Here is a 22,673-nt window from a genome sequence, read left to right as displayed (position 1 = left end):
CTCTTGTTTCTGTACCGATGAGTGGGTTGCTGGGACAAAATAATCAGTAGTGTTTGTCCCATGTTCGAGTGACGCAACGAGCTCGACACTCGTATCGGCCATGGGACAAACTCTACTGATTATTTTGTCCCACCCCTTTCAGGTCCGTTCGTTAGAGGTGGTGTATGGCTCAACAACTGTCGCTGTTTGGTTCGCCGGAACCGGAGGAAGCTCCGGTGAAGCCCAAGCCTGCCGCTGCCTCGGCTCAGTCTAAGCCTGCGCCCGAGCCCCCTGCCGCCTACGCGAGCGTGGTCCTCGACATCCCCACCCGTGCGCTGTCGGAACCGTTTGCTTACGGCATCCCCGAGTCCCTTGCCAACGAGGTCCAGATCGGATCCACAGTCCTGGTCCACTTTGGTAACCGTGCCGCCGCGGGCTATGTCGTCGACATTGCGCCTGATCTGGGCGATCTGCCGGGCAACAACGCCCTCGACCCCGTGCGCATCAAGCCCATCGAGTCTATCCTCAGCAAACCGCTCTTTACCGCCGAGGCTGCACGCATCGCGCGTTGGATGAGCCACGAGTACGTCGCAACGCTTTCCGAGTGCCTGCGCCTGTTTTTGCCACCGGGCGGCAGCCCGCGTGTGGTCAAGGGCGACGACGGCGTGTGGACGGTTGAACGTCCAGCCGTCAAACCCATCCAAAACCGCTGGGTGATGCTTACGCCCGAAGGCTTTGACTACACGCCACCCAAGACCGCGGTCCGCCAGCGCCAACTCATCGAGGCGCTCCAGTGTGGTCCTGTCACGACGCGCGACCTCAACCTTCTCTATAACAGTATGTCGGCGACCATCAAGTCGCTCGAAAAACGCGGCGCCGTGGTGGTGGAAGAGCGCCGCGCCTGGCGTGGCTGCAGCGAGCAGACCACGCTGTCCTCGGCAAGCGGCAAGGCGCCGGTCTCCCTTACCAACGGCCAGCAACAGGCACTCGCGCAGATTGAGCGCGCCCGTCTGGACGCTCATGGCGACGTGGTGCTGGTCGACGGCGTCACCGGCTCCGGCAAAACCGAGGTTTACCTCTCCGCCATCGAGCGCGTGCTCGCAGCCGGTCGCTCGGCCTGCGTGCTGGTGCCCGAGATTTCGCTGACGGCCCAGACCGTCGGCCGCTTCCGCTCGCGCTTTGGCGAGACGGTCGCCGTGTTCCATTCGCGGCTTTCGGCCGGCGAGCGCCTGGACCAGTGGGATATGGTTGCTAGCGGTGCGGCCCGCGTGGTCGTCGGCGCTCGCTCGGCGCTCTTTTGCCCGCTCAGCGACTTGGGCCTCATCATCATCGACGAGGAGCACGAGACCAGTTACAAGCAGGGCTCCAGTCCGCGCTACCACGCGCGCGAGGTGGCGGCCGAGATGGCGCGGCGCTATCGCTGCCCGCTCGTGTTGGGCTCCGCCACGCCCTCGGCCGAGGCCCTCGACCGCTGCCGTCGTGGCACGTATAACGGTGCCACTTGGACGCGTGTCGAGATGCCCGAGCGCCCGGGACACGCCGTGCTTCCCATGGTCCGAATTGCCGACCTGCGCCGTGAGTTTTCTCACGGCAGCCGCTCCATGTTCTCAAAACCCTTGATGGAGGGCTTGGAGCGTGTGGTCGAGCGTCGCGAGAAGGCCGTGCTGCTGCATAACCGCCGTGGCTTTGCGCCGTTTTTGATGTGTCGCGAGTGCGGCTGCGTCCCCACCTGCAACCACTGCTCCACAGCGCTTACGTATCACGAGCGCACGCACACGCTGCAATGTCACACATGCGGATCCTCCTGGCGCGTGCAGCCGTATCCCGCGCCCACGAGTCGTTGCCCCAAGTGCGGCAGCCGCTACCTGGCAAAAATGGGGCTGGGCACGCAGCAGATCGAGGACGCACTGCACCAGATGCTTCCCGAGGACGTCGCCATTATTCGCATGGATGCCGATTCCACGCGCGGCAAGGATGCGCACAAAAAGCTGCTCGAGCAGTTCGATGCGGCCGATTGCGCCGTGTTGCTGGGCACCCAAATGATCGCAAAGGGTCTCGACTTTCCCGAGGTCACGCTCGTGGGCGTGGTCAATGCCGACTTCGCCCTCAAGCTGCCGGACTTCCGCGCAGGGGAGCGCGCCTACGATTTGCTGGAGCAGGTCGCCGGCCGTGCCGGTCGCGGTGATCGCCCTGGCGAGGTCATCATCCAGACCTATCTGCCCGAGGACCCGGTTATTCGCGCCGTCGCCGAGCACGACCGTTCGATCTTTACCGACTACGATCTGGACCAGCGCCGCGACGCGCTGTTCCCGCCGTTTGTTCGCCTGGTCAACATCTTGGTGTGGTCGGCGAACCGAGACGACGCGCAGGACTACATTGGGCGCATTGCAAAGCTTCTTAAGCGCCGCTGGCATGCCGCCGCGCCCGACTTTTTGCGGGCGGGGAGCGCCGTGCCCCAGGTGCTGGGCCCGGCTTCGTGTGTAATCGAGAGAGCCAAGGACCGTTACCGCTTCCATCTGCTTGTGAAGTCGCCTGTGGGGTACCATGTCTCTGATGATATCGACGCCTGCCTCAAAGAGGTGGGCTCTGTGCGCGGCGTGAGCGTGAGCGTTGACGTCGATGCCTATGATTTGATGTAACAACCCGAAAGGATGGCCATGGAAGCCAACGGAATCGTACTGTCGCCCGACCCTCGTCTGCGCCAGGAGTGCGCCGTCATCGAGGAGATCACTCCGGCGATCGAGGCGCTTGCCGAGAAGATGAAGAAGATGATGTTCGACAACGGCGGTTGCGGTCTGGCTGCCCCGCAGATCGGTGAGCTCATTCAGCTTGTCACCATCGACTGCGATTACAGCGACAAGAATGACTATGACCCGTACGTGCTCATCAACCCTGTCATTGTTGAGCAGAGCGACCATCTGGTGCCGTTTAGCGAGGGCTGCCTGTCCATCCCCGGCATTAGCTGCGAGATCGAGCGTCCCGATCATGTCGTCGTCGAGGCGTATGACCTGGACGCCAACCTGATTCGCTATGAGGCAACGGGCGACCTGTTCTGCGTGTGCCTGCAGCACGAGATCGATCACCTGCATGGCAACACCATGTTTGAGCGACTCAAGCCGATGCAGCGCATCAAGGCAGTCAAGGAGTACCAGGACGCCCTGGCCCGCGGCGCTCGACCGGGCGAGACGGAGTAGGTCCCACCGTCCCCTTCCGCCGCAGGGCTTAGGTTTTGCTCCATGCTCAAACAGTCCTGCTCGCACGAAGAGCACATTAAGTGCTCTTCGGCTCGTGCGGAACTGCGCGTGGAGCAATAACCTAAGCCCTGCGGCGGAAGGGGACTGCGTTTTCGTGCTCCTTTTCGCCCGGGTGCCGTCGGGCCAGGGAGGGGCGTCTTCGCTGATAGTCTTTGTTGAGAGAGAGCTGCTTTTATTGCGGCTCTTTCTTTGGTTTTGGGTATATTTGTTCTTGTTGAATTGTTATTGCGGATGGGCTGGGTACTTGGCTTTCCGCTGTTGTTTGTAGCCGTCTCGGCTTTGGTTGAGGGGAGACGTTCTTTATGCGTATTGTGTTTATGGGTACGCCTGATTTTGCTGTGCCTTCGCTGACTTCGCTTGTTGAGGCTGGGAACGAGATTGCGCTTGTTATTACTCGTCCCGATGCTGTTCGTGGGCGTGGTAAGAAGCTTGAGCCTTCTCCTGTTAAGGCCAAGGCGCTTGAGCTGGGGTTGCCGGTTATTGAGGCAAATCGCATGACGCCTGAGGTTGTTGAGGCGCTCCAGGCTGCGCAGGCTGATATTTTCTGTGTGGCTGCCTATGGCTGCATTTTGCCTGATGAGGTGCTGCATATGGCGCCGCTTGGTATTGTGAATGTTCATGCTTCGCTGTTGCCTCGTTGGCGTGGCGCTGCTCCCATTCAGCGTGCGATTCTTGCTGGTGACGAGGTTGCTGGCGTTTCTATTATGCGCATTGGGCATGGCGTTGATACTGGTGCTTATTGCGCGCAGGCCTCGACGTCGGTTGCCGGTAAGCATGCTGAGGCGCTGACCATGGAGCTTGCTGAGCTTGGCGGCAAATTGCTTGCCGATACGCTTCCTTCGCTTGCTGATGGCACCGCCGTGTGGACTGAGCAGGATGAGTCGCTCGTCACTCATGCTGCCAAGATTTCCAAGCAGGAGATGCGTCTGGATCCGCAGATGGCGGCGCTCGATTGCGTGCGCCATGTGCTCGCTTCGTCCGATACCGCGCCTGCCCGTTGCGTGATTGCCGGCAAGATGGTTCGCGTGCTCGATGCTGCGCTTTCCGATGTGTCGCTTGGCGAGGGTCAGGTTCTCGTTAAGGCCAAGCGTGTCTACCTGGGCCTTTCTGATGGCGCTGTTGAACTGCTCGAGGTTAAGCCCGATGGCAAGCGTGCAATGGCTGCCTCTGCCTGGGCTGCCGGCCTGCAGGGTGCCGAACTTAGGTGGGGTGTACTGTCATGAGCAAGTTGTCTCCCGCGCGCAAGCTTGCGCTCGATGTGTTGATGGAGGCCGATCGTCGCGGTATGTACGCACGTGACGTGTTGTCTTCACGTGCTTCCGCCAAGGCCATTGACCAGCGCGATTCTGCTTTTGCCGCCCGTTTGGCGCTTGGTGTTGCCGCCACGCAGGGTATTTTGGATGAGTTGCTCGATCAATTTTTGGATAAGCCCAAAAAGGTCGCGCCGCGCGTTCGCATGGCGCTTCGCATCTCGGCCTTCGAGATGCTCTACCTGCATACCCCGGGTCGCGTTGCCGTGAGCCAGGGCGTTGAGCTGGTTCGCAGCGGTGCTAAATCGGCCGCCGGTCTGGCGAACGCCGTGCTGCATAAGGTTGCGGACAACGTTGAGGACTTTGCCACGGCGTCCGATGTGGGTGAGTCTGAGCGACGCTTGGTTCGTCTGTCGCGCCTGATGGGTCTGCCGCGCTGGCTGTGCGCTCGAATTATTGCCTCGTTCGATACGCCCGAGGGCGCGCTGAACTTCGCCGGCAATCTGGCCCCCGCGCCGCTGGCCCTGCATGAGAACGCGTTTGCGACCAAACCCGACCCGTATATCTCGCAGCTCGTCGCTCCTGTCTTCCCGGGCTGCCATGCTCCGGTCGATGCGCAGGTCGCGGTTGCATCGGGCGTGTTTGAGCGTGCTGCCGCGGTTGCCTCGGACCTCAACGCTCAGCTTATCGCTACTGCCGCGACACGTCCCGGTCGTTGCCTGGAGATTGGCGCCGGTCGCGGCACCAAGACCTACGTGATGATGTGCCAGGCCAAGCGTGCCGGGTACGAGCGTCAGCATACTGCGCTCGATCTGCACGATCGTAAGTGCGATCAGAATCTCGCGCGCCTGCACAAGGCGGGTATCTCAGGTGTTCGTACGGTGTCGGGCGATGCCTGCGAGCTCAATGAGGTGCTTACGTCCTTTGACGCGATGCTTGGCGAACCCGCCCTGTTCGACACGGTCTTTATCGATGCGCCGTGCTCTGGCACCGGCACCATGCGCCGCCACCCCGAGATTCCGTGGCGTCTGACCGAGAACGACGTTACGACTGAGCTGCCCCGTCTGCAGCTGACGATGCTCAAGGAAGCAGCCGCGCGCGTGGCTGCCGGTGGTGAACTTATCTATGCTACCTGCTCGGTTTTTGATGAAGAGAACACGCAGGTCGTGGATGCCTTCCTGGCTTCTCCCGAGGGCGCCGGCTTTACCGTGGCACCGTTCTCCGAAGCCCAGATTCTGCAGCTGCCCGATTTCGCACAGGCCAAGAAGCTGGTGGCCGTTCGTCAAAACGATCGTGGCCTTTTCCAAAGCGTGCCGGTAAACGCCGACTCCTACGACGGCCACTTCTGCGCCCGCCTGGTCCGCAAGTAACGACTAAGTTGCGGTGAAATAGGGATTGAATAGCGGCTTCTAGCCGCCAATCAGTCCTTATTTCACCGCAACTCATAAGGAAACCTGGGTAGCTAAAGAAGCAGCCCCGCGATCGGTGCCGGTCGCGGGGCTGCGTTGTTCTTAGTGGCTGTGCGGGCAGTTGGCGCAGCAGCCGTTGGTGGCGTTGGTGCTGGAGCCTCCGCTGCGCTGGTCGGTGTTGTAGAAGCCGCTGCCCTCAAACTTGATGCCGCTTGCCGAGAACGTTTTTGTCGCCGGAGCGCCGCAGCTCGGACACACGACCTCGGGGGTCTCGGACATGGGATGCTCAACCTCAAACACGTTGCCGCAACTCGAGCACTTGTAATCGTAGCGCGCCATAATACTTCCTTTTCAGCACAAAGCGGGCAGATCGCTCTGCCCGCATAAATTCAAACAGCTGTAACTGTACCCTATATCGGGGGTTTTATCACGCTTCGCCCCAGAATCTATGGGTGTTGCGCAGGAGCTGTGCAGTTTTGCCCTCAGCGGCCGCAACGTCTGCCTCATCGGCCTGCCAGGTCCAGTTGCCCGTGGCGACACCCGGCACGTTCATGCGCGCGTCGTCGCTAAGCCCCAGGACATCCTGCAGCGGCATCATCACCAGGGGAGCATTGCTTGCGAGCGCGTCGCCCATCAGCTTGGCCGCCACCTCAACACCGCTCGGCTCGTCGCCGCCAGCAAAGGAGCGCGTGCACCAACCGGCGAGTGTCGACGTATCGTGCGTCGAGGTGTATAGAATCTTGCCCGGCGTTGGATGCACGCCGCAGCGAACGTCGTAATCGCTAAACTCCAGCACGACCATGCCGGGGAAGCCGCAGGTCGAAGCCATGGCGCGAACACCGGGCGTCAGGTAGCCTAGGTCCTCGGCGATAAAGTTGAGCGGACCCAGCTCGTCAAAGGCGGTTTGGAACAGGTCCTTGCCCGGACCCGCCAGCCAGCGGCCGTCGGCGCAGGCCTTGCCTGCGGGAATGCTAAAGTAGCTGTGGAAGCCCAGGAAGTGGTCCAGGCGCACACGGTCGTAGAGCGAGAACGCGCGACGCAGGCGGTCCATCCACCAGCGGTAGCCGTTCTGCTTCATGTGGTCCCAGCGGAACGTCGGGTTGCCCCACACCTGGCCCTCGGGCGCAAAGTTATCGGGCGGCGCACCGGAGATCTCGATTGCCTTGCCGGTATCGGAAAGCCAGAAGTTTTCGGGCTCGCTCCACGCGTCGGCCGAATCGTCCGAAACGTACATGGGAATGTCGCCGATGACCTCGATGCCCTTCTTGTGCGCATAGTTCATGAGCTCGCACCAGGCAAGGTCAAAGCGGTACTGCATGTACGCCTGCAGCTCTGCCTCGTCGTGGAAACGTTTGTCGTCAATCAGATGCTCGTTGTAGCGCGCGACATCTGCCGGCCAATCGTGGCGCGACTCGCCCTCAAAGTACTTCTTGACGGCCATGTAGACGCAGTACTTCTCGAGCCAATCGGCGTTGCGATGCTTAAACGCCGTGTAGAGCGGGTCTGCATCCTCGCCGCCACGGGCCTTCCAAGTCTCAAAGTCGGCCGCCAGCTCCTCTTGGCTTTCGGGCAGCAGGTCAATATTGCCCGCAAAGGCCGAAGGCCCGGCGTAAGGGGAGCGGAAGAAGTCCGTTGGGTTGACGGGCAGGACCTGCCAGTAGCGCATGCCCATGGCGGCCAGATGGTCGATAAAGCGACGCGTGGGTGCGCCGATCGTGCCGGGCTTGCCGTCGTCGGTGGGTACCGAGGTGATATGACAAACGACGCCCGCGCCGTGATCGAGCGGCTCCTGCAGGCGCTGCTCGGCATGGTGATAGATGATCGACGAGCCCAGCGGATACAGATCGAGCGTGACCGTACCGTTGTGGATCTCGCATTCGTGACCGCTGATCACGTCACTCGCGCATTCGCCGAGCGCCGGAATCGTCACGCGGTGCGAATTGCGCAGGCTGCGGTTGATGATAACCGTCGCGGACTCGCCATTCTTGCCCGTGCGGTTGTAGGCCAGCACCTCGTCGTTGAGCGCGAAGGCCTTGATCTCGCCGTCGATCATAAACGGCAGTGCGCGGCGTACCGCAGAGGCGTTTTTGACAATAGCCAGCGTATCGAAGTCGTGCAGTTGGTCCTTGGTCGGCAGGGTGCGGCGGTTGCCCGGATCGGTAAGGCCCTCCAGGCCGTATTCGTCGCCGTAGTAAATTGAAGGCACGCCGGGGAAGGTCATCTGCATAAGCGTTGCAAGCCAAAAACGGCTCTTGGCCAGGCCCATCGAGTTCTCGTCCAGACGCCACTTGCTGTGCTCGCACTCGGGCAGCTGCGACTCGTCGGGGCCGCCGCCGAGTACCGAGATGATACGCGGGCGGTCGTGGCTCGAAAGCAGATTGAGCGCGCAGGACAATGCCTCGCTCGGGTAGTTCTCGCGCAGGGTCTCGATATCCTCGGCGGCCTCGTAGGCGTTCTTGTAGCCCATCAAAAAGCCGATGACCACGTCGCGGAAGGGGTAATCCATAGCAGAGTCCAGCTCGGATCCCTGCAGGTAGCGGCGCAGATGGCCGTAGCTAATCTTGTTAGAGGCGTCTTCCCAGACTTCGCCGAGCAACAGTGCGTCAGGCTTCTCGGCGAGCACGGCCTTTTTTATCTCGGCCAGGAAGTCGTCGGAAAGCTCGTCGGCCACGTCCAGGCGCCAGCCATGAGCGCCGGCACGTAGCCATTTACGGATCACGCCGTCCTTGCCCAGGAGCCGCTCGCGTACCAGCTCGGAGCTCTCATTGATGGCGGGCATGTTGCCCACGCCCCACCAGCAGTCATACGAGCCGTCCTCGTGGAAATAAAACGCATCGCGCCACGGCGAATCCTCGCTCTGCCAGGCGCCCACGCCGGGGTAGTTGCCGTAGCGGTTGAAATAGATCGAGTCATCGCCCGTATGGTTAAAGACGCCGTCCAGGATGATGGAGATGCCCAGCTTCTCGGCTGCCTGGCACAGCTCGGTAAAGTCCTGCTCGGTGCCCAGGATCGGGTCGATCTTGGTGTAGTCGGCCGTGTCGTAGCGGTGGTTGCTCGCGGCCTCAAAGATGGGGTTGAGGTAAATGGCCGTGAAGCCCAGCTCCGCGATGCGGGGCAGGTCATTTTGGATACCCTTGAGCGAGCCACCGTAAAAATCCCAGGTCTTGATGGAGCCGTCTTCGGCACGCTTGTACTCGGGCGGTTCATTCCAGTCCTCGACCATGCGGCGCTGGATTCCGTTGCGAGGCTTTTCGACTTCGGTCTGCGTGCGCTCGCGCCAGTTTTCGTCGCGTGCATAGCGGTCGGGGAAGATCTGGTAAACCATGCCACGCTCGTACCACTCGGGACGAACTTCGCGGTGCTTGTAGACGGTAATCTGGAAGGACGGGACCTCGGCGTAGTCGTAGGTTACGCCCTCGCCGCCGGTGCGGCCTTGCGGCGCGCCCAAGCGAACCTCGGGTTGGCCCTCGATATTGCATATAAAGCTGTACCAGATAAGACAGGGCTCGGTGCACTCAAGCTCTACGGTAAATATGCCGTCGCCCTCGTGCGTCATGGGATACAGAGACTCACCGATTTCATCGATCCAGGTGCGCAGCGTAAGCGTTGCCTGGTTGGGATCGGCATCCTCCAAAATCACCGAGAGTGCAACGGAAGTTCCAGTGGTCACAGCGCCAAACGGAGTGCGAAACTGCGGCAGACGGCTGTTGTGAATCAATCTCATAGTACGGTCCAGTTCTATACAATCATGGCCAGCGGGCCATGGGCTTAACGCACAATACTTAAGTATATCGTTGCACTTTAGTTGTATAAACTACAGCCGCTCATTATCGGCGAACGGTTGTCCTAGAAAATCGTTTTACCATCCACATTATCGCGATACTCGAAAACGCCTATGTAGATAGTATTTGTAGCCAAACAAAACAGCTCCGGTTTACTACGACGAATTGAATGATCTCAACCACAGTCATTTTAGTGATATTAAAACTGCAGGTAGAAGCGTTGCCAATTTCGATGATTACTCGCCGTGGTCGGCCGGAGCCATTTTGTCGTAGTAAACCGGCCCTCTTTTTAATGCGGGGTTCAACCAAGAAGAGGGCGCCTGCTTGGGGCGCCCTCTTTTGCGTTGAGGATTAAGTTTTAATCGTCAGGATTAGCGGCGCTTGCGGGTGGCAGTTGCCTTGCGGACGGAGGTCTTCTTGGTCGGAGCCTTTTCCTCGGCCGGAGTGGCGGGGGAGACCGGAGTCTCCTTGGCAGGCTCGGGCTTAGCCTCTGCCTTCGGTGCGGCCTTGACCTCAGCGGCCTTCGGCGTCGGCTTGGCCTTTACCTCGGCCTTGGGCTCCTCTTTGGCAGCAGCGGGCTTAGTCTCTGCTTTGGGAGTTGCGGTCTTTGCCATGGTCTTCTTGGCTGTCGTCGTGCGCTTGCGCGAGGTGGTCTTGGCGGCAGGCTTGGCCTCGACGGTTGCCTCCGCCTTGGACTCGGCAGGCGTCTCCTCGACCTTGGCGGCCGGCTTTGCGGCAGCCTTCGTTGCAGTGGCCTTGGTAGCTGTAGCTTTCTTGGTGGCAGGGGTCTTGGTTGTGCTCTTGGACGCGGTCGTCTTCTTGGCGGCGGTCTTGGCCGGAGCCTTTGCCGCGGGCTTAACCTCGGCTGCAGCGGTCTCGGCCTTTACCTCGGGAACGACCTCGGCCTCGGCGGCCTTCTTGACAGCTGCGGTGGTGCGCTTGCGCGTGGTCGCTGCCTTGGCGGTAGTTGCCTTGGCAGTGGTGGTCTTGCTCGCAGCGGCCTTTGTTGTCGTGGCCTTTTTAGTCGTCGTCTTACGAGTCGTGGTCTTCTTTGCCGCAGGCTTCGCAGCCGGCTTCTCCTCAGCCTTGGGCTCCTCAGCAGCAGCGGGCGCCTCAACAACCGACTCGGCCTTGGGCTCGGGCTCGGCCTCAACTTTCTCAGCCACAACCACAGGCTCGTCGACAACAGCCGCCGGCCGCTCAATCTCCGGATGCATAAAGAAATACAGGTCCAGATACTTGTCGGCCGAGCGCGTCCAGCTAAAGTCCTGGCTCATGGCCTGCGTTACCAGCTGGTTCCAGGCGTCGCGGTTATCCCAGAACAGACGCGCCGCGCGGAACACGGCGTCACCCATCTCGTCGCCGTTAAAGTTACTAAACGAGAAGCCCGTACCCTCGCCGGTAAACTCGTTGTACGGGATCACAGTGTCCTTCAGGCCACCGGTCTCGCGCACGATGGGCAGGGTACCGTAGCGCATGGCGATGATCTGCGACAGGCCGCAGGGCTCAAACTTCGAAGGCATTAGGAACATGTCGGCGGCGGCATACATGCGCTGCGACAGCGCGGGATCGAACTCGATGCGCGCGGCCATGGTGCCGGGGTACTTGTCCTGGAAGTAGCGCAGGCCGTCCTCGTAGTCCCGGTCGCCGGTGCCCAGCACCGCCACCTGCACGCCGCCGGCCAGAATGCGGTCGAGCGCGTACATGACCAGGTCCATGCCCTTTTGGCGCGTCAGGCGCGTGACCATCACCATGAGCGGGCGGTCGTCGCGAACCTCGAGCCCCAGCTCTTCCTGCAGCTTGGCCTTGCACACGGCCTTGCCGGAGCGGTCTTCAACCGTGTAGTTGGCGGCAATGCGCTTGTCGGTCGCCGGGTCAAAGCCTGTCACATCAATGCCATTAAGGATGCCCTGCAGCGCGTACGAACGCTCGCGCAGCACGCCATCCAGGCCCTCGCCAAACTCGGGCGTCTGGATCTCGTTGGCATAGGTGGGGCTCACCGTGGTGATGGCGTCGGCATAGCGCAGGGCGCCCAGCATGTAGTTGATGCTGCAGGCGTCGCAACGCAGCTGCGAGGCGGCCGCCGGAATGTGCGCCAAACCCAGGATGTCCTCCATCACGGTGTCGCTAAACTGGCCCTGGAACGCCACGTTGTGGATCGAGAACACGGTCTTGACGCGGTCATACAGCGGCAGGCCCTGGTAAAACTCGCGCAAGAACACGGGCGCCAGTGCCGTCTGCCAGTCATTGCAGTGCAGGATGTCACACTCAAAACCGGCCGGCAGGTGCTGCAGACTCTCGGTGATGGCCTTGGAGAAAAACGCGAAGCGCTCGCCGTCATCAAAGAAGCCGTACGGATAGTCGCGCGCAAAGTAGCGCTCGTTGTCGATGAACATATAGGTGACGCCGTCGTGCTCGAGCTTCTCGAGCCCGCAGTACTCGTTGCGCCAGCCCAGGCTCACGTAAAAGTCGGAGAAGTGCTCCATCTGCGCCTTGTACTCGTCCTTGATGGTGGCGTACTTGGGCACCATCACGATGACCTCGGCGCCGGCGCGCACAAGCGCTGCAGGCAGCGAGCCCGCCACGTCGCCCAGGCCGCCGGTCTTCACAAACGGTGCGCACTCGGCCGAGGCAAACACGATCTGCATCTTTTTGCTGGAATCAGCCATATTGTCTCCCATGTTGCAATTCGAGAATAGCCGCCTGGCACAAACCGGGCGGCTATTCTACATGTTACGAGCGATGTTGCGGTGCCAACGTTAACGTACGATGGTGGTGTCGGAAGTTAACGGAGCCTTGCCCAGCACCAGGATGTTCTCGGGCGTGCCGCGAAGCTCGGTGTTGGTGGGAACCACGTTGTTTTTGTCCAGAATGGCATTCTCAACACGGGCGCCGCTCTTGATGATGCAGCTCTGGTTGATGATCGAGTTGGTCACCGATGCGCCTTCCTCAACCACGACGCCGCGCGACAGGATCGAATTGCGCACGGTGCCCTTGATGATGCAGCCGGCCGAGATGATCGAGTTGCAGGCGTGGCTGCCGGTCGCATAGCGCGAAGGCGGAACGTCGTGGGCCTTGGTCAGGATCGGGCGCTCGGGGTCAAAGAGCTGGTCGGCCACAGTCTGGTCGAGCAGGTCCATGCTGCGGCGATACAGCGACTTCTCGCTAAACACGCCCACGACCTCGCCCTTGTACTCGTAGCTGCACACGTCGATGTTGCCAAAGTCGCCCTGGAGAGCCTCGAGCAGGTCCAGATAGTCGGCGGCCTGGTAATGGTCGATAATCTCGAGCAGCGTCTCGCGGTTGACGATGCAGCAGTCCATGGACGCGTTGTCGCCGTACACGACGCCGGCGCTCACGCCCGTCAGGCGGCCGTTCTCGTTAATCTCGAGCTTGGTCTCGTCATCGACGTTGCGCGTGGCCTTGCAGTACACTACGGTCATCTGGGCGCCGGAGTTCTCGTGCGCCTCGATGATGGTGTTGAGGTCCATGTTAAAGATGATGTTGGTGCCCATCATCACGACATAGGGCTTCTCCGAGCGCTGGAACAGCGTCTTGTTGGAGATGATGTCGCGCAGCAGGAAACGCATGCCGCCCTTGGTGGTGCCATACGCGTTGCCGGGCACCATGAACAGGCCGCCCTTCTTGCGGTCCAGGCCCCAGTCCTTGCCAGAACCCACGTGGTCGATCAGCGAGCGGTAGTTGCCCGGCATGACGACGCCGACGGTCTTAATGCCGGCATTCATCATGTTGGACAGCGGAAAGTCGATCAGGCGGTAGCGGCCCAAAAACGGAACGGACGCGATGGGGCGGTCCTTGAGCAGGACGCTGCCGTAGGTCGAAGAGTAGTTAGCGGTGATGTAACCGATGGCCTTGCGATTGATCATCGGATCATTCCCCCTTCCCGATAACGACGTCATTTCCAACGACGGCCGTATCCTTGGTGGTATCGACAGAGCCGAGCTTCACGCCCTCTTCGACCGTGGAGTTCTCGCCCAAAATAGCGCGGCAGATGTGCGCGCCGCTCTTAACGTGCGCACCCGGCAGCAGCACGGAGTCCTCGACCACGGCGCGCTCCTCGATGATGACATCGGTCGAAAGGATCGAGTGGCGAGCGGTGCCGTAGATCTTGCAGCCGTTGGAGACCAGACAGTCGTCCAGGCGGCCGTCCGGACCAATGTAGTGAGGCGGACGCGTGGTGATGTTGGACATGATGGGGAAGTTCTTGTCAAACAGATCGAACTCGGGGTTGTTGCCTAGCAGGTCCATCGAGGTCTCGTGGAAGCTGGCGATGGTGCCGACGTCCTTCCAAAAGCCGTGGAACTCGTAGCTGTACAGGCGCTTGTTCTCGCCGAGCAGCTTGGGGATGATGTCCTTGCCAAAGTCGTGGCTCGAGCGCTGGTCCAGAGCGTCCTCCTCGAGCGCCTCGATCAGCACGTCGGCCGAGAAGATGTAGATGCCCATGGACGCGAGGTTCGAATCGGGCTTCTCGGGCTTCTCGGTGAACTTGGTGATGCGGCCGTCCTCGGGGTCGGTGGTCAGGATGCCAAAGCGGCTGGCCTCCTCCCACGGCACGGGCATAACGCTCACCGTGAGGTCGGCGTTGTTCTCAATGTGCGTCTTGAGCATCTTGCGGTAGTCCATGCGATACAGGTGATCGCCCGAAAGAATCAGGACGTACTTGGGGTCGTTGGCCTTGATGTAGTCGAGGTTCTGCGTAATGGCGTCGGCCGTGCCCGCATACCAGGCGCCGCCGGTCTGCGTCTCGTACGGCGGCAGGATCGACACGCCGCCGTCGCGGCTGTCCAGATCCCACGCCTCGCCGGAGCCCACGTAGGCATGCAGCAGGTAGGGACGGTACTGCGTCAGAACGCCCACCGTGTCGATGCCCGAGTTGGAGCAGTTGGACAGCGAAAAGTCGATAATGCGGAACTTGCCACCAAAGCTAACCGCCGGCTTGGCGATCTTTTGGGTGAGTGCCCCCAATCGGCTGCCCTGTCCTCCTGCGAGGAGCATCGCGATGCATTCTTTCTTACTCATCGATTTCTCCTTCTGTCATCGATGTTCCTAAACCCATTAGCGACGGGCGCGGCGCTCGGTCGCGCCCGTCGAATAATGCCGTGCTGCAAAGGGAGCTCGCGCGCTTTATGCGTGCCAGATCTCGTCGCGATACTCGCGAATGGTACGGTCGCTCGAGAACCAGCCGGAGGAGGCGGTGTTGAGCAGGGCCTTGCGGTTCCAGTTCTCCTGGTCGCCGTAGCTGCCCGTGAGGTTCTCCCATGCATCCACGTAGCTACGGAAGTCAGCCATGACTAGGTCGGGGTCGTTGTTGTTCATGAGCTCGTTGTAGATGCTCTCGAAGTTGCCCGAAAGACCCGCAAACGTGTTGTCCTTGAGCTCGTCCATCACGCGGCCCAGACGCTCGCGGTCGCCGTTGAGGGTATCCCACGCAAAGTAGCTGTTGGATGCCCAGAGCTTCTCGACCTCGGGGGCGGTCAGGCCAAAGATGGCCTCGTTTTCGCGGCCGGCCAGGTCGGCGATCTCGATGTTGGCGCCGTCGAGGGTACCCAGCGTAATGGCGCCGTTCATCATGAGCTTCATGTTGGACGTGCCCGAGGCCTCTTTGCCGGCCGTGGAGATCTGCTCCGAGATCTCGGCAGCGGGGTAGATGAGCTGGGCGTTGCTCACACGGAAGTTGGGGATAAAGCAGACCTTCATGACCTCGTTGACGCGGGCATCGTTGTTGATGACGTCGGCAACGGAGTTAATGAGGCGGATGGTCTCCTTGGCAAAGGTGTAGCTCGAGGCAGCCTTGCCACTAAAGATAAAGGTCGTCGGCGTCACGTGGAAGTTGGGATCGGCAATGCGACGGTTGTAGATGTCCATCACCTTCATGATGTTCATGAGCTGGCGCTTGTAGGCATGGAAGCGCTTTACCTGGACATCGAAGACGGTGTTGGGGTCAATGACCAGACCGGTCTCGGCCTTGACGTAGGCGGCAAGGCGCTCCTTGTTAGCGCGCTTGGAGGCACCTACGGCCTTCAAGAACTCGGTGTCGTCCTTAAACTCCTTGAGTTTCTCAAGCTCAAAGGCGTCCTTGAGCCAGCCGTCGCCAATGGCCTCGGTCACAAGCTTGGCGTAGGTGGGGTTGGCCTCGGCAAAGAAGCGACGGTGCGAGATGCCGTTGGTCTTGTTGTTAAACTTCTCGGGCGTCAAGGCATAGAAGTCCTTGAGCACGATGTTCTTGATGATGTCGGAGTGGATCTTGGCCACGCCGTTAACGCTATGGCTGCAGATCACGGACAGGTTGGCCATGCGAATCTCGCCGTCCCACAGGATGGCGGTCTGGCGCAGACGCTCCTGCCAGCCCTCCTGCGAGGTGTCGAACGACTCGTGCCAACGACGGCTGATCTCGTCGATGATCTGGTACACGCGGGGGAGGAGCTTAGAGAACGTGCCGATGGGCCACTTCTCCAAGGCCTCGGGCAGGATGGTGTGGTTGGTGTAGCTCACGACCTGCGTCACGATGTTCCAGGCGTCATCCCACTCAAGCTTCTTCTCGTCGATGAGGATACGCATGAGCTCGGGGCCGCACATGGCGGGGTGGGTATCGTTGGTGTGGATGGCCACAAACTGCGGCAGCAGCTCCCAGTTCGCGCCGTGCTCCTTCTCAAAGGTGTCGAGCAGGCTGTAGATACCGGCCGAGACAAACAGGTACTCCTGCTTCAGGCGCAGCAGACGGCCGTGCTCGCCGGCGTCGTTGGGGTAGAGGATGGCGCTGATGGCCTCGGCCTCAGCGCGCTCGGCATCGGCCAGAGCATAGTCGCCGCGGTTGAAGGCCTCCAGATCAAAGTGCTCCTCGACCGGCTCGGCGGCCCAGACGCGCAGCTTGTTGACGGTCTCGCCGGCATAGCCCACGACGGGGATGTCATAAGGGACAGCCAGGATGTCCTGCGTGTCCACCGTGCGGTAGAACGTGCGGCCGTTCTCCTCAAAGCCCTCAACATGGCCACCAAACTTGATGGTCACGGCCTTGTCCTGACGACGGACCTCCCAGGGATAGCCGTGGGTGAGCCACTCGTCGGTGGCCTCGACCTGGCTGCCGTTGACAATCTCCTGCTTAAACAGGCCGTAGCGGTAGCGCATGCCGTTGCCGTAGCCGGCAATGCCCTCGGCTGCCATGGAATCCAGGAAGCACGCGGCCAGACGACCCAGGCCACCGTTGCCCAGGGCCGGATCGGGCTCCTGGTTCTCGATGACGGACAGGTCAAAGCCCATGTCGTCGAGCGCCTCGGCGACCATGTCGCGCACGCCAAAGTTGAGCAGGTAGTTGTCGAGCAGGCGGCCGATCAAAAACTCGATCGAGAAGTAGTACACGCGCTTTTTGCCCTCGGCGGTGACGCGGGCGTCACTCTTGGTGGCAACGGTGCGCGCCTTCTCGGCCACGAGCTTGGCCAGGGCGTTAAAGCGGTCGAGGTCGCTGGCGGCCTCGACGCTCTTACCGCTGATGCTCATGACGGCATCGCGATAGAGCTCGGTAAACTCCTGCTTGTTGTCGAAGATCTTATTCATACGTTCCTTTCCCCCGGGGATGTTTCTCCCGGAACGGTTATGACTTGTATCCTACGCCTCGTCGGGGCGGGTAATTACAGCTGTAACGGTTTTGTTACTCATCCTTGGCAGACGGCTTAACAGAAGCAGACTTGGCCTTGGTAGCGGCCTTTTTGGCAGCCGGTTTCTTGGCTGCGGCCTTAGCAGCGGGCTTTGCGGCAGCCTTGGCCTTGGCCTTGGTCGCCGTGGCCTTCGCCTTAGCCGGAGCCTTCTTGGCAGCCGCAGGCTTAGGCTTCACCGAGGACGTGCGCTTCTTGGGCGCAGCCTTGGGCTCCTCGACCATCGACGGCTTATAGCTGCTGGGACCGCGGCGCTTAAGCACCACGCCTGCCAGGCCAGGCACCTTAATCTCAATAGAGTCCATCTGCCCGTTCCAGGGATAGGGCTCGCTCGAGCAGGTGTAGGGCTCCTTGCCGGCATAGCCGCTGCCGCCAAACTCGGGACGGTCGGAGTCAAAGATGACCTCCCAGTCGCCCTCGCGCGGCACGCCCACGCGGAAGCTCTCGTAGCTCGCTGGGTCAAAGTTGATCAGAATCACCAGGTCGTCATCTACATCCTCGCCCTGGCGCACAAAGCTCACGATGGACTGCTTGGAGTTGTCCGCATCGATCCAGGTAAAGCCGTCGTCGGTGTAGCCGCGCTCGTACAGGGCGGGCTCGGCGGTGTACAGGTGGTTGAGCGCCTTGATGAACGCCTGATGATGACGGTGAGTCTCGTACTCCTCGGTCAGGAACCACTGGATGGACTCGTAGTAGCGCCACTCAATAAACTGGCCAATCTCGTTGCCCATAAAGTTGAGCTTGGCGCCGGGGTGCGTCATTTGATAGAAAGCCAGCGTGCGCAGGCCGGCAAACTGACGCCACCAGTCGCCCGGCATACGGCCGATCAGCGAGCATTTACCGTGCACGACCTCGTCGTGGCTCAGCGGGCAAATGAAGTTCTCGGTAAAGGCGTACATGATGGAGAACGTGAGCAGCCCGTGGTTGCCGGGGCGCCACGGAAAATCGGTCTGCATGTAGTGAAGGGTGTCGTTCATCCAGCCCATGTCCCACTTGTAGTGGAAGCCCAGGCCGCCGTCCTGCGGCGGGTAGGTCACGAGCGGCCACGCGGTGGACTCCTCAGCCATCATCATCACGTCAGGGAAGTGGGCCTCCACGGCGCAGTTGACCTGGCGGATAAACGCGCTGGCGTCCAGGTCCTCCTCGGTACCGTACTTGTTGAACTTCTTTTGGCCGGGATCGTCGATGCCAAAGTTGAGGTACAGCATGCTGGACACGCCGTCCATGCGAATGCCGTCCACGTGGAAGTTCTCGAGCCAGTACAGCACGTTGGAGACCAGGAAGGAGCGGACCTCGCCGCGGGCGAAGTCGAACTTGTGCGTGCCCCAGTTGGGGTGAATCTCATGCTCAAACAGCATGTGACCGTTAAAGGTGGCAAGGCCGTGGGAGTCGGCGCAAAAACCGCCGGGCACCCAGTCCATGATCACGCCAATGCCCGCCTTGTGACACGCATCGATAAAGTGCATGAGCTGCTGCGGGTCGCCATAGCGCGACGTGGCGGCATAGTAGCCGGTCGTCTGGTAGCCCCAGGAGCCATCGAAGGGATGCTCCATAAGCGGCATGACCTCGATATGCGTGTAGCCCATGTCGTGCACGTAGTCCACGAGCTCGACCGACAGGTCGTCGTAGGTGTAGAACTCGCCGCGCTGCGCGGGGAAGGGGTCCATGGGACCGGGGTAGTTGCCGTACTCGTCCGGCTCGCCCTGTGGCGCGTCGCCGTGGCGCTTCCACGAGCCAATATGCACCTCGTAGATGTTAAGGGGCTGCGACATGTGGTTATGACTGGCGCGGCGCTTGAGCCATGCGGCGTCGTTCCACTTGTAGCCATCGAGGGTCCACAGCACGCTTGCCGTTCCCGGAGGGCACTCGGCCTTGAAGGCGTACGGATCGGCCTTGTAGAGCTTCTCGCCCTCGTTGGTCTCAATGAGATACTTATAGAGCTGACCTTGTTCTGCGCCAGGAATAAAGCCTTCCCAAATAGCGCTCGTATGCACGGGCACCAGAGGGTTGGCTTCCTCATTCCAGTCGTTAAATTCGCCAATGACATGGACGCTCTTTACGTCGGGCGCCCAAACGCAAAAGCGCCAACCGCGCGTACGGTTCTGCGTGTCGGGGTGCGCGCCCATCTTTTCCCAGCTGCGCTCCCACATGCCAATGCCAAACAGGTAGACATCGTCCTTAGAGAGCTCCGGTGCGTGCGGGGCGGCTTTACGGGTAGCAGGCTTTTTGGTTGCTGGCTTTAGCTTTGTATCGCTCACGTTTGATCCCATCATGACGCGGCAGCGTGTTGCCTTGGTGACTAGATGCGAAAGGTCCAAGGCTGCACGAATCGAGGGGACGGCGATAGTTCTATGATTCGTTCCACCTCGCGTGCTCGGTGGAACTTTCGGCACGAAATACGATAACACCTGTTCGTTACTTTTATGGAGAAAAGTGGATTTGCGGCGGTGTTTAATCGGCGAGCGCCATGTTTAGACCACTGGCAGAATTGCGATGGTAAAACTCTTGACAGTTTTACCAATTAGGGTTTCAAGATTGTTAGTTTGACGTTTGGTAAAACGTTTTTAGCAGGTTGTTTACCATTTGACATCGAAAGGTATGTTTATGTCCCAGACCGCCGCCCACAATGTCGCTTTTATTTTCGATTGCGACGGCACGCTGGTAAATAGCACCCCCGTTTGGGCCCATGCCCAGCCCGAGTTATTGCACCGCCACGGTGTTGACGTCACGGTCGACGATTTTGCCCAGTTTGAGCATTTGTCGCTCGAGGACGAGTGCCAGGCCTACCACGACACATGGGGCATTGGAGCGAACGGCGAGGAGCTGTATCGCGAGCTGAGCGACATCCTGATCGATGGCTACTCCAAGGTGCCACCGCGCGAGGGGCTCTTGGCATTTTTGGAGCAGGCGAAGGCGGCGGGAATTTCCATGTGTGTGGCTACGTCCACGCCGGCCGAGTTGGTGCAGTCCGCGCTCGCTGGTGCCGGGCTCGACGCTTACATGGAGTTTGTTACCACGACGGGCGAGGCGGGACGCTCCAAACAGTTCCCCGATGTGTACGAGCTGGCGCTGCGCCGCCTAGAGGAGCGCCACGGGCACAAGTTTGAGCGCGCGTGGGTGTTTGAGGACGCCGTCTTTGGCCTAAAGAGCTCTGGGGTCGCAGGCTTTAAGCGCGTTGGCATCTATGACCCGCACGGCCGCATGAAGCGCGACGATGTGCGCGCCAACTGCGATATCTTTATCGACAGCTACGAGGACCTGGACTTGGCCCGCGTGCTTTCGTTTGAGGGCTAGGCGAGGGCTGTGGCTTGCAAGGTATTAGTGGTCTGCGGCTCGCCCGTGGTGGCGAGCGCGGATCTGTTGCGTAGGCTAGCAGGGGAGTGCGATTACGTTGTTGCCGTGGACCGCGGCCTGGATGCCCTTCTGGGTGCGGGACTAAGCTGCGACGTGTATGTGGGGGATGCCGACACGGTAAGTGACGCGGGTCGTGCGTTGGTCGATGCCGCCACCGACTTTGAAGTTGAGCGTCACGACCCCTACAAAGACTATACCGACCTGGCGCTGGCGCTCGATTCCGTCCGACGCCGCTGGCCAGGTGCCGAAGTGGTTGCGACCTGCGCCACGGGCGGCCGCCCTGATATGGCCCTAAGCGTCCTAGGCTTACTAGCCAACTACAAAGACGCCCCCGTCTGGATTGCCGAGGACGAGATCACGGCCCGCATTCTGCATGAAGGCGAATCGTGGACCATCGAGGGCGTCGTGGACAAGACGTTCTCTATCATTGCTATAGCCCCTGGGACGGTGGTAAGCGAACGCGGCCTAGAGTGGGAGCTAGATCACGCTTCGTTAGGTCTACTAACCGACACGGGCATCAGCAACGTCGTCAGGGGTACGGCCAAGATCCAAGTCCACCAAGGTGTTGCGATCGGTTATTTGCTGGCGTGAGGGTTTTATCGGGACGGGGCTGAATTGGATAATTTTGGCAAAGCCAAAAAGGGTATATACAATCAGTGGTTGGAAGTTGTTAAACGATCGGTTTGTTTCCGTAAACGGGATTCTGTTTAATCCAACCACTTATCTAACAACCCGCTCATATGCAAATCCAACCACGTGCTTAACAACTTTACTTTTTGATTAAAGGCCTGAAGTCCACCACGCCTTGGCGGGAAAGTCCTTGCCCCGTCGAGTATTCTCGATCGCGCTCGGGGTCTTCCTCGACGAATTTGCACACACCCTTTGCTATGAGAGAGATGAGCCCTTCAAGCTTGATGACGCAATCGAACTCGCAGTCCTGTTGGCTTCCATGTCCGATTCCTTTATGCCCATAACTCGCGATTATCCCGCGCGCATCGCCCTGTACGCAAACCCCGATGGCTTTGTAGGGGCTATAGTCTTCGCCCCTTCCCTCGATGACCGACGACCCCGCATGGATCACCGCGCAGCGAAGCTGATAGAGATCCGATGCCGTAAAGATGCCTCGCTTCTCTATCGTCTCAAACTCCTCTTTTATCTCATCTGGGCGCTTCTCGCCCTTGCGCGCATTGGTCATTTTTCTCCCATCGTTCGGGAGCCCCAGGTACTCCTCGCACCATTTCCGGTAATCCGTCCCGTCGATGTTTGCGCATACGTCTGGGATGGTCACTACGAGAGTCAAAGCGGCGAGCAGCAGCCCTGCGTCGAAGGCGTTTTCGCACTCTTCCACAAGCCTGCTGGGCGTACGGCAGACGACGGCGGGGAACCCGTATTCGTTGTCGCTGCATTTTAAACACGTAGAGGGCATGGGCTCCCAATCGGCAATTGCTGTCATGCTCATAACACCTCGCCCGTTTCTGTGTCGATTCTCGGACCTGTCCTCGGTTCGATGAACTCATCCACCATCTCGTCGTCGCGGTCGCGCTCGGTCACGAAGAGCTGTCCCGGGACGTCGATGCGTGGGTCAATCGTTAGGCTGCTGCTCGCGATGTTGCGATCGAGATGCGGCTCAGCAGTCCCAGTAGTGTAGGCGGGGCGTAGCACTTCGCGCACGTAGTTGACGATACCCAAAATCTCGTTCACGTAGTCGAACGCGAACTTCTCGGCCATGGTCGGTCCTCCCAGGCAAAGACGATTTCAACCAGAGATTCTACAACTGCAATGAGTTGCTCCGCTTTAAATCCAACCATTGACTCAACAAAATGGTAGGAGACATTCTTCAACCAGAAAACTAATAAACCCAACAAGTTATTTTCTTACCCGCCAAAAATAGCTAATTCAGTCCCATTCCAGGAAAACCCGTAAGATAAGACAATCAATCAAAATTCCCCCTTGCATCAAGCAAAACATTCCCCTA

At 60.1% G+C, this 22,673-nt stretch carries 15 protein-coding genes; 6 read left to right on the top strand and 9 right to left on the bottom strand.

Going from position 1 to position 22,673, the window contains the following annotated elements:
- The first annotated feature begins 164 nt into the window (after positions 1–164).
- The 4 genes from priA (at position 165) to DWV20_RS00185 (ending at position 5,853) form a co-directional block, all read left to right on the top strand.
- Positions 165–2,618, top strand: a complete 2,454-nt coding sequence (gene priA / locus DWV20_RS00200; protein ID WP_118256065.1) for a primosomal protein N' — start codon at positions 165–167, stop codon at positions 2,616–2,618.
- Between the two features lie 18 nt (positions 2,619–2,636).
- Positions 2,637–3,173, top strand: a complete 537-nt coding sequence (def, locus tag DWV20_RS00195) for a peptide deformylase (RefSeq protein WP_055250379.1) — start codon at positions 2,637–2,639, stop codon at positions 3,171–3,173.
- Between the two features lie 362 nt (positions 3,174–3,535).
- A complete protein-coding gene (gene fmt / locus DWV20_RS00190; RefSeq protein WP_117758105.1) occupies positions 3,536–4,456 on the top strand; it encodes a methionyl-tRNA formyltransferase in 921 nt (306 codons plus the stop codon).
- A complete protein-coding gene (locus DWV20_RS00185) occupies positions 4,453–5,853 on the top strand; it encodes an RsmB/NOP family class I SAM-dependent RNA methyltransferase (RefSeq protein WP_117758104.1) in 1,401 nt (466 codons plus the stop codon). The genes fmt and DWV20_RS00185 overlap by 4 nt, the downstream gene beginning before the upstream one ends.
- 141 nt (positions 5,854–5,994) lie before the next feature.
- Here the strand turns inward: DWV20_RS00185 and DWV20_RS00180 are convergent, their stop codons facing one another.
- The 7 genes from DWV20_RS00180 to glgB all read right to left on the bottom strand — a co-directional run bounded on the left by DWV20_RS00180 (position 5,995) and on the right by glgB (position 19,617).
- Positions 5,995–6,231: an FmdB family zinc ribbon protein gene (locus tag DWV20_RS00180; protein WP_117758103.1), complete on the bottom strand. Its 237-nt coding sequence runs from the start codon at positions 6,229–6,231 to the stop codon at positions 5,995–5,997.
- An 88-nt stretch (positions 6,232–6,319) separates the two neighbouring features.
- The gene (locus DWV20_RS00175) at positions 6,320–9,616 is read right to left on the bottom strand and encodes a 4-alpha-glucanotransferase (protein ID WP_118256064.1); all 3,297 of its coding nucleotides are present in this window, start codon (positions 9,614–9,616) and stop codon (positions 6,320–6,322) included.
- Positions 9,617–10,045: 429 nt separating this feature from the next.
- Positions 10,046–12,343 carry a glycogen synthase GlgA gene (glgA, locus tag DWV20_RS00170; RefSeq protein ID WP_199581717.1) on the bottom strand — a complete coding sequence of 766 codons (2,298 nt, stop codon included), beginning with the start codon at positions 12,341–12,343 and terminating at the stop codon, positions 10,046–10,048.
- Positions 12,344–12,433: 90 nt separating this feature from the next.
- A complete protein-coding gene (gene glgD / locus DWV20_RS00165; RefSeq protein WP_099431724.1) occupies positions 12,434–13,561 on the bottom strand; it encodes a glucose-1-phosphate adenylyltransferase subunit GlgD in 1,128 nt (375 codons plus the stop codon).
- 4 nt (positions 13,562–13,565) lie between these two features.
- Positions 13,566–14,714 (bottom strand): glucose-1-phosphate adenylyltransferase, encoded by a 1,149-nt coding sequence (locus tag DWV20_RS00160; RefSeq protein WP_035138263.1) that lies wholly within the window; start codon positions 14,712–14,714, stop codon positions 13,566–13,568.
- A gap of 105 nt (positions 14,715–14,819) precedes the next feature.
- Entirely contained in the window at positions 14,820–17,246 is a 2,427-nt protein-coding gene (locus DWV20_RS00155) for a glycogen/starch/alpha-glucan phosphorylase (RefSeq protein ID WP_117635197.1), read from the bottom strand.
- A 94-nt stretch (positions 17,247–17,340) separates the two neighbouring features.
- The gene (gene glgB / locus DWV20_RS00150; protein WP_118256063.1) at positions 17,341–19,617 is read right to left on the bottom strand and encodes a 1,4-alpha-glucan branching protein GlgB; all 2,277 of its coding nucleotides are present in this window, start codon (positions 19,615–19,617) and stop codon (positions 17,341–17,343) included.
- Between the two features lie 331 nt (positions 19,618–19,948).
- On the opposite strand from glgB, the gene DWV20_RS00145 reads away from it, so the two are divergent.
- Positions 19,949–20,638: an HAD family phosphatase gene (locus DWV20_RS00145; protein ID WP_118256062.1), complete on the top strand. Its 690-nt coding sequence runs from the start codon at positions 19,949–19,951 to the stop codon at positions 20,636–20,638.
- Positions 20,639–20,647: 9 nt separating this feature from the next.
- Positions 20,648–21,289: a thiamine diphosphokinase gene (locus DWV20_RS00140; protein ID WP_118256061.1), complete on the top strand. Its 642-nt coding sequence runs from the start codon at positions 20,648–20,650 to the stop codon at positions 21,287–21,289.
- Positions 21,290–21,467: 178 nt separating this feature from the next.
- Here DWV20_RS00140 and DWV20_RS00135 read toward each other — a convergent pair whose 3' ends face one another.
- Complete coding sequence (locus tag DWV20_RS00135) at positions 21,468–22,151, bottom strand: hypothetical protein (protein ID WP_118256060.1); 684 nt, start codon at positions 22,149–22,151, stop codon at positions 21,468–21,470.
- Positions 22,152–22,153: 2 nt separating this feature from the next.
- A complete protein-coding gene (locus DWV20_RS00130; protein ID WP_118256059.1) occupies positions 22,154–22,426 on the bottom strand; it encodes a hypothetical protein in 273 nt (90 codons plus the stop codon).
- Between the last annotated feature and the right edge of the window lie 247 nt (positions 22,427–22,673).

The organism is Collinsella sp. AF02-46-1, assembly GCF_003465825.1.
GTDB lineage: Bacteria > Actinomycetota > Coriobacteriia > Coriobacteriales > Coriobacteriaceae > Collinsella.
Note: the sequence above shows the minus strand (reverse complement) of the source record. Positions and strands in the feature narration are given on the sequence as shown.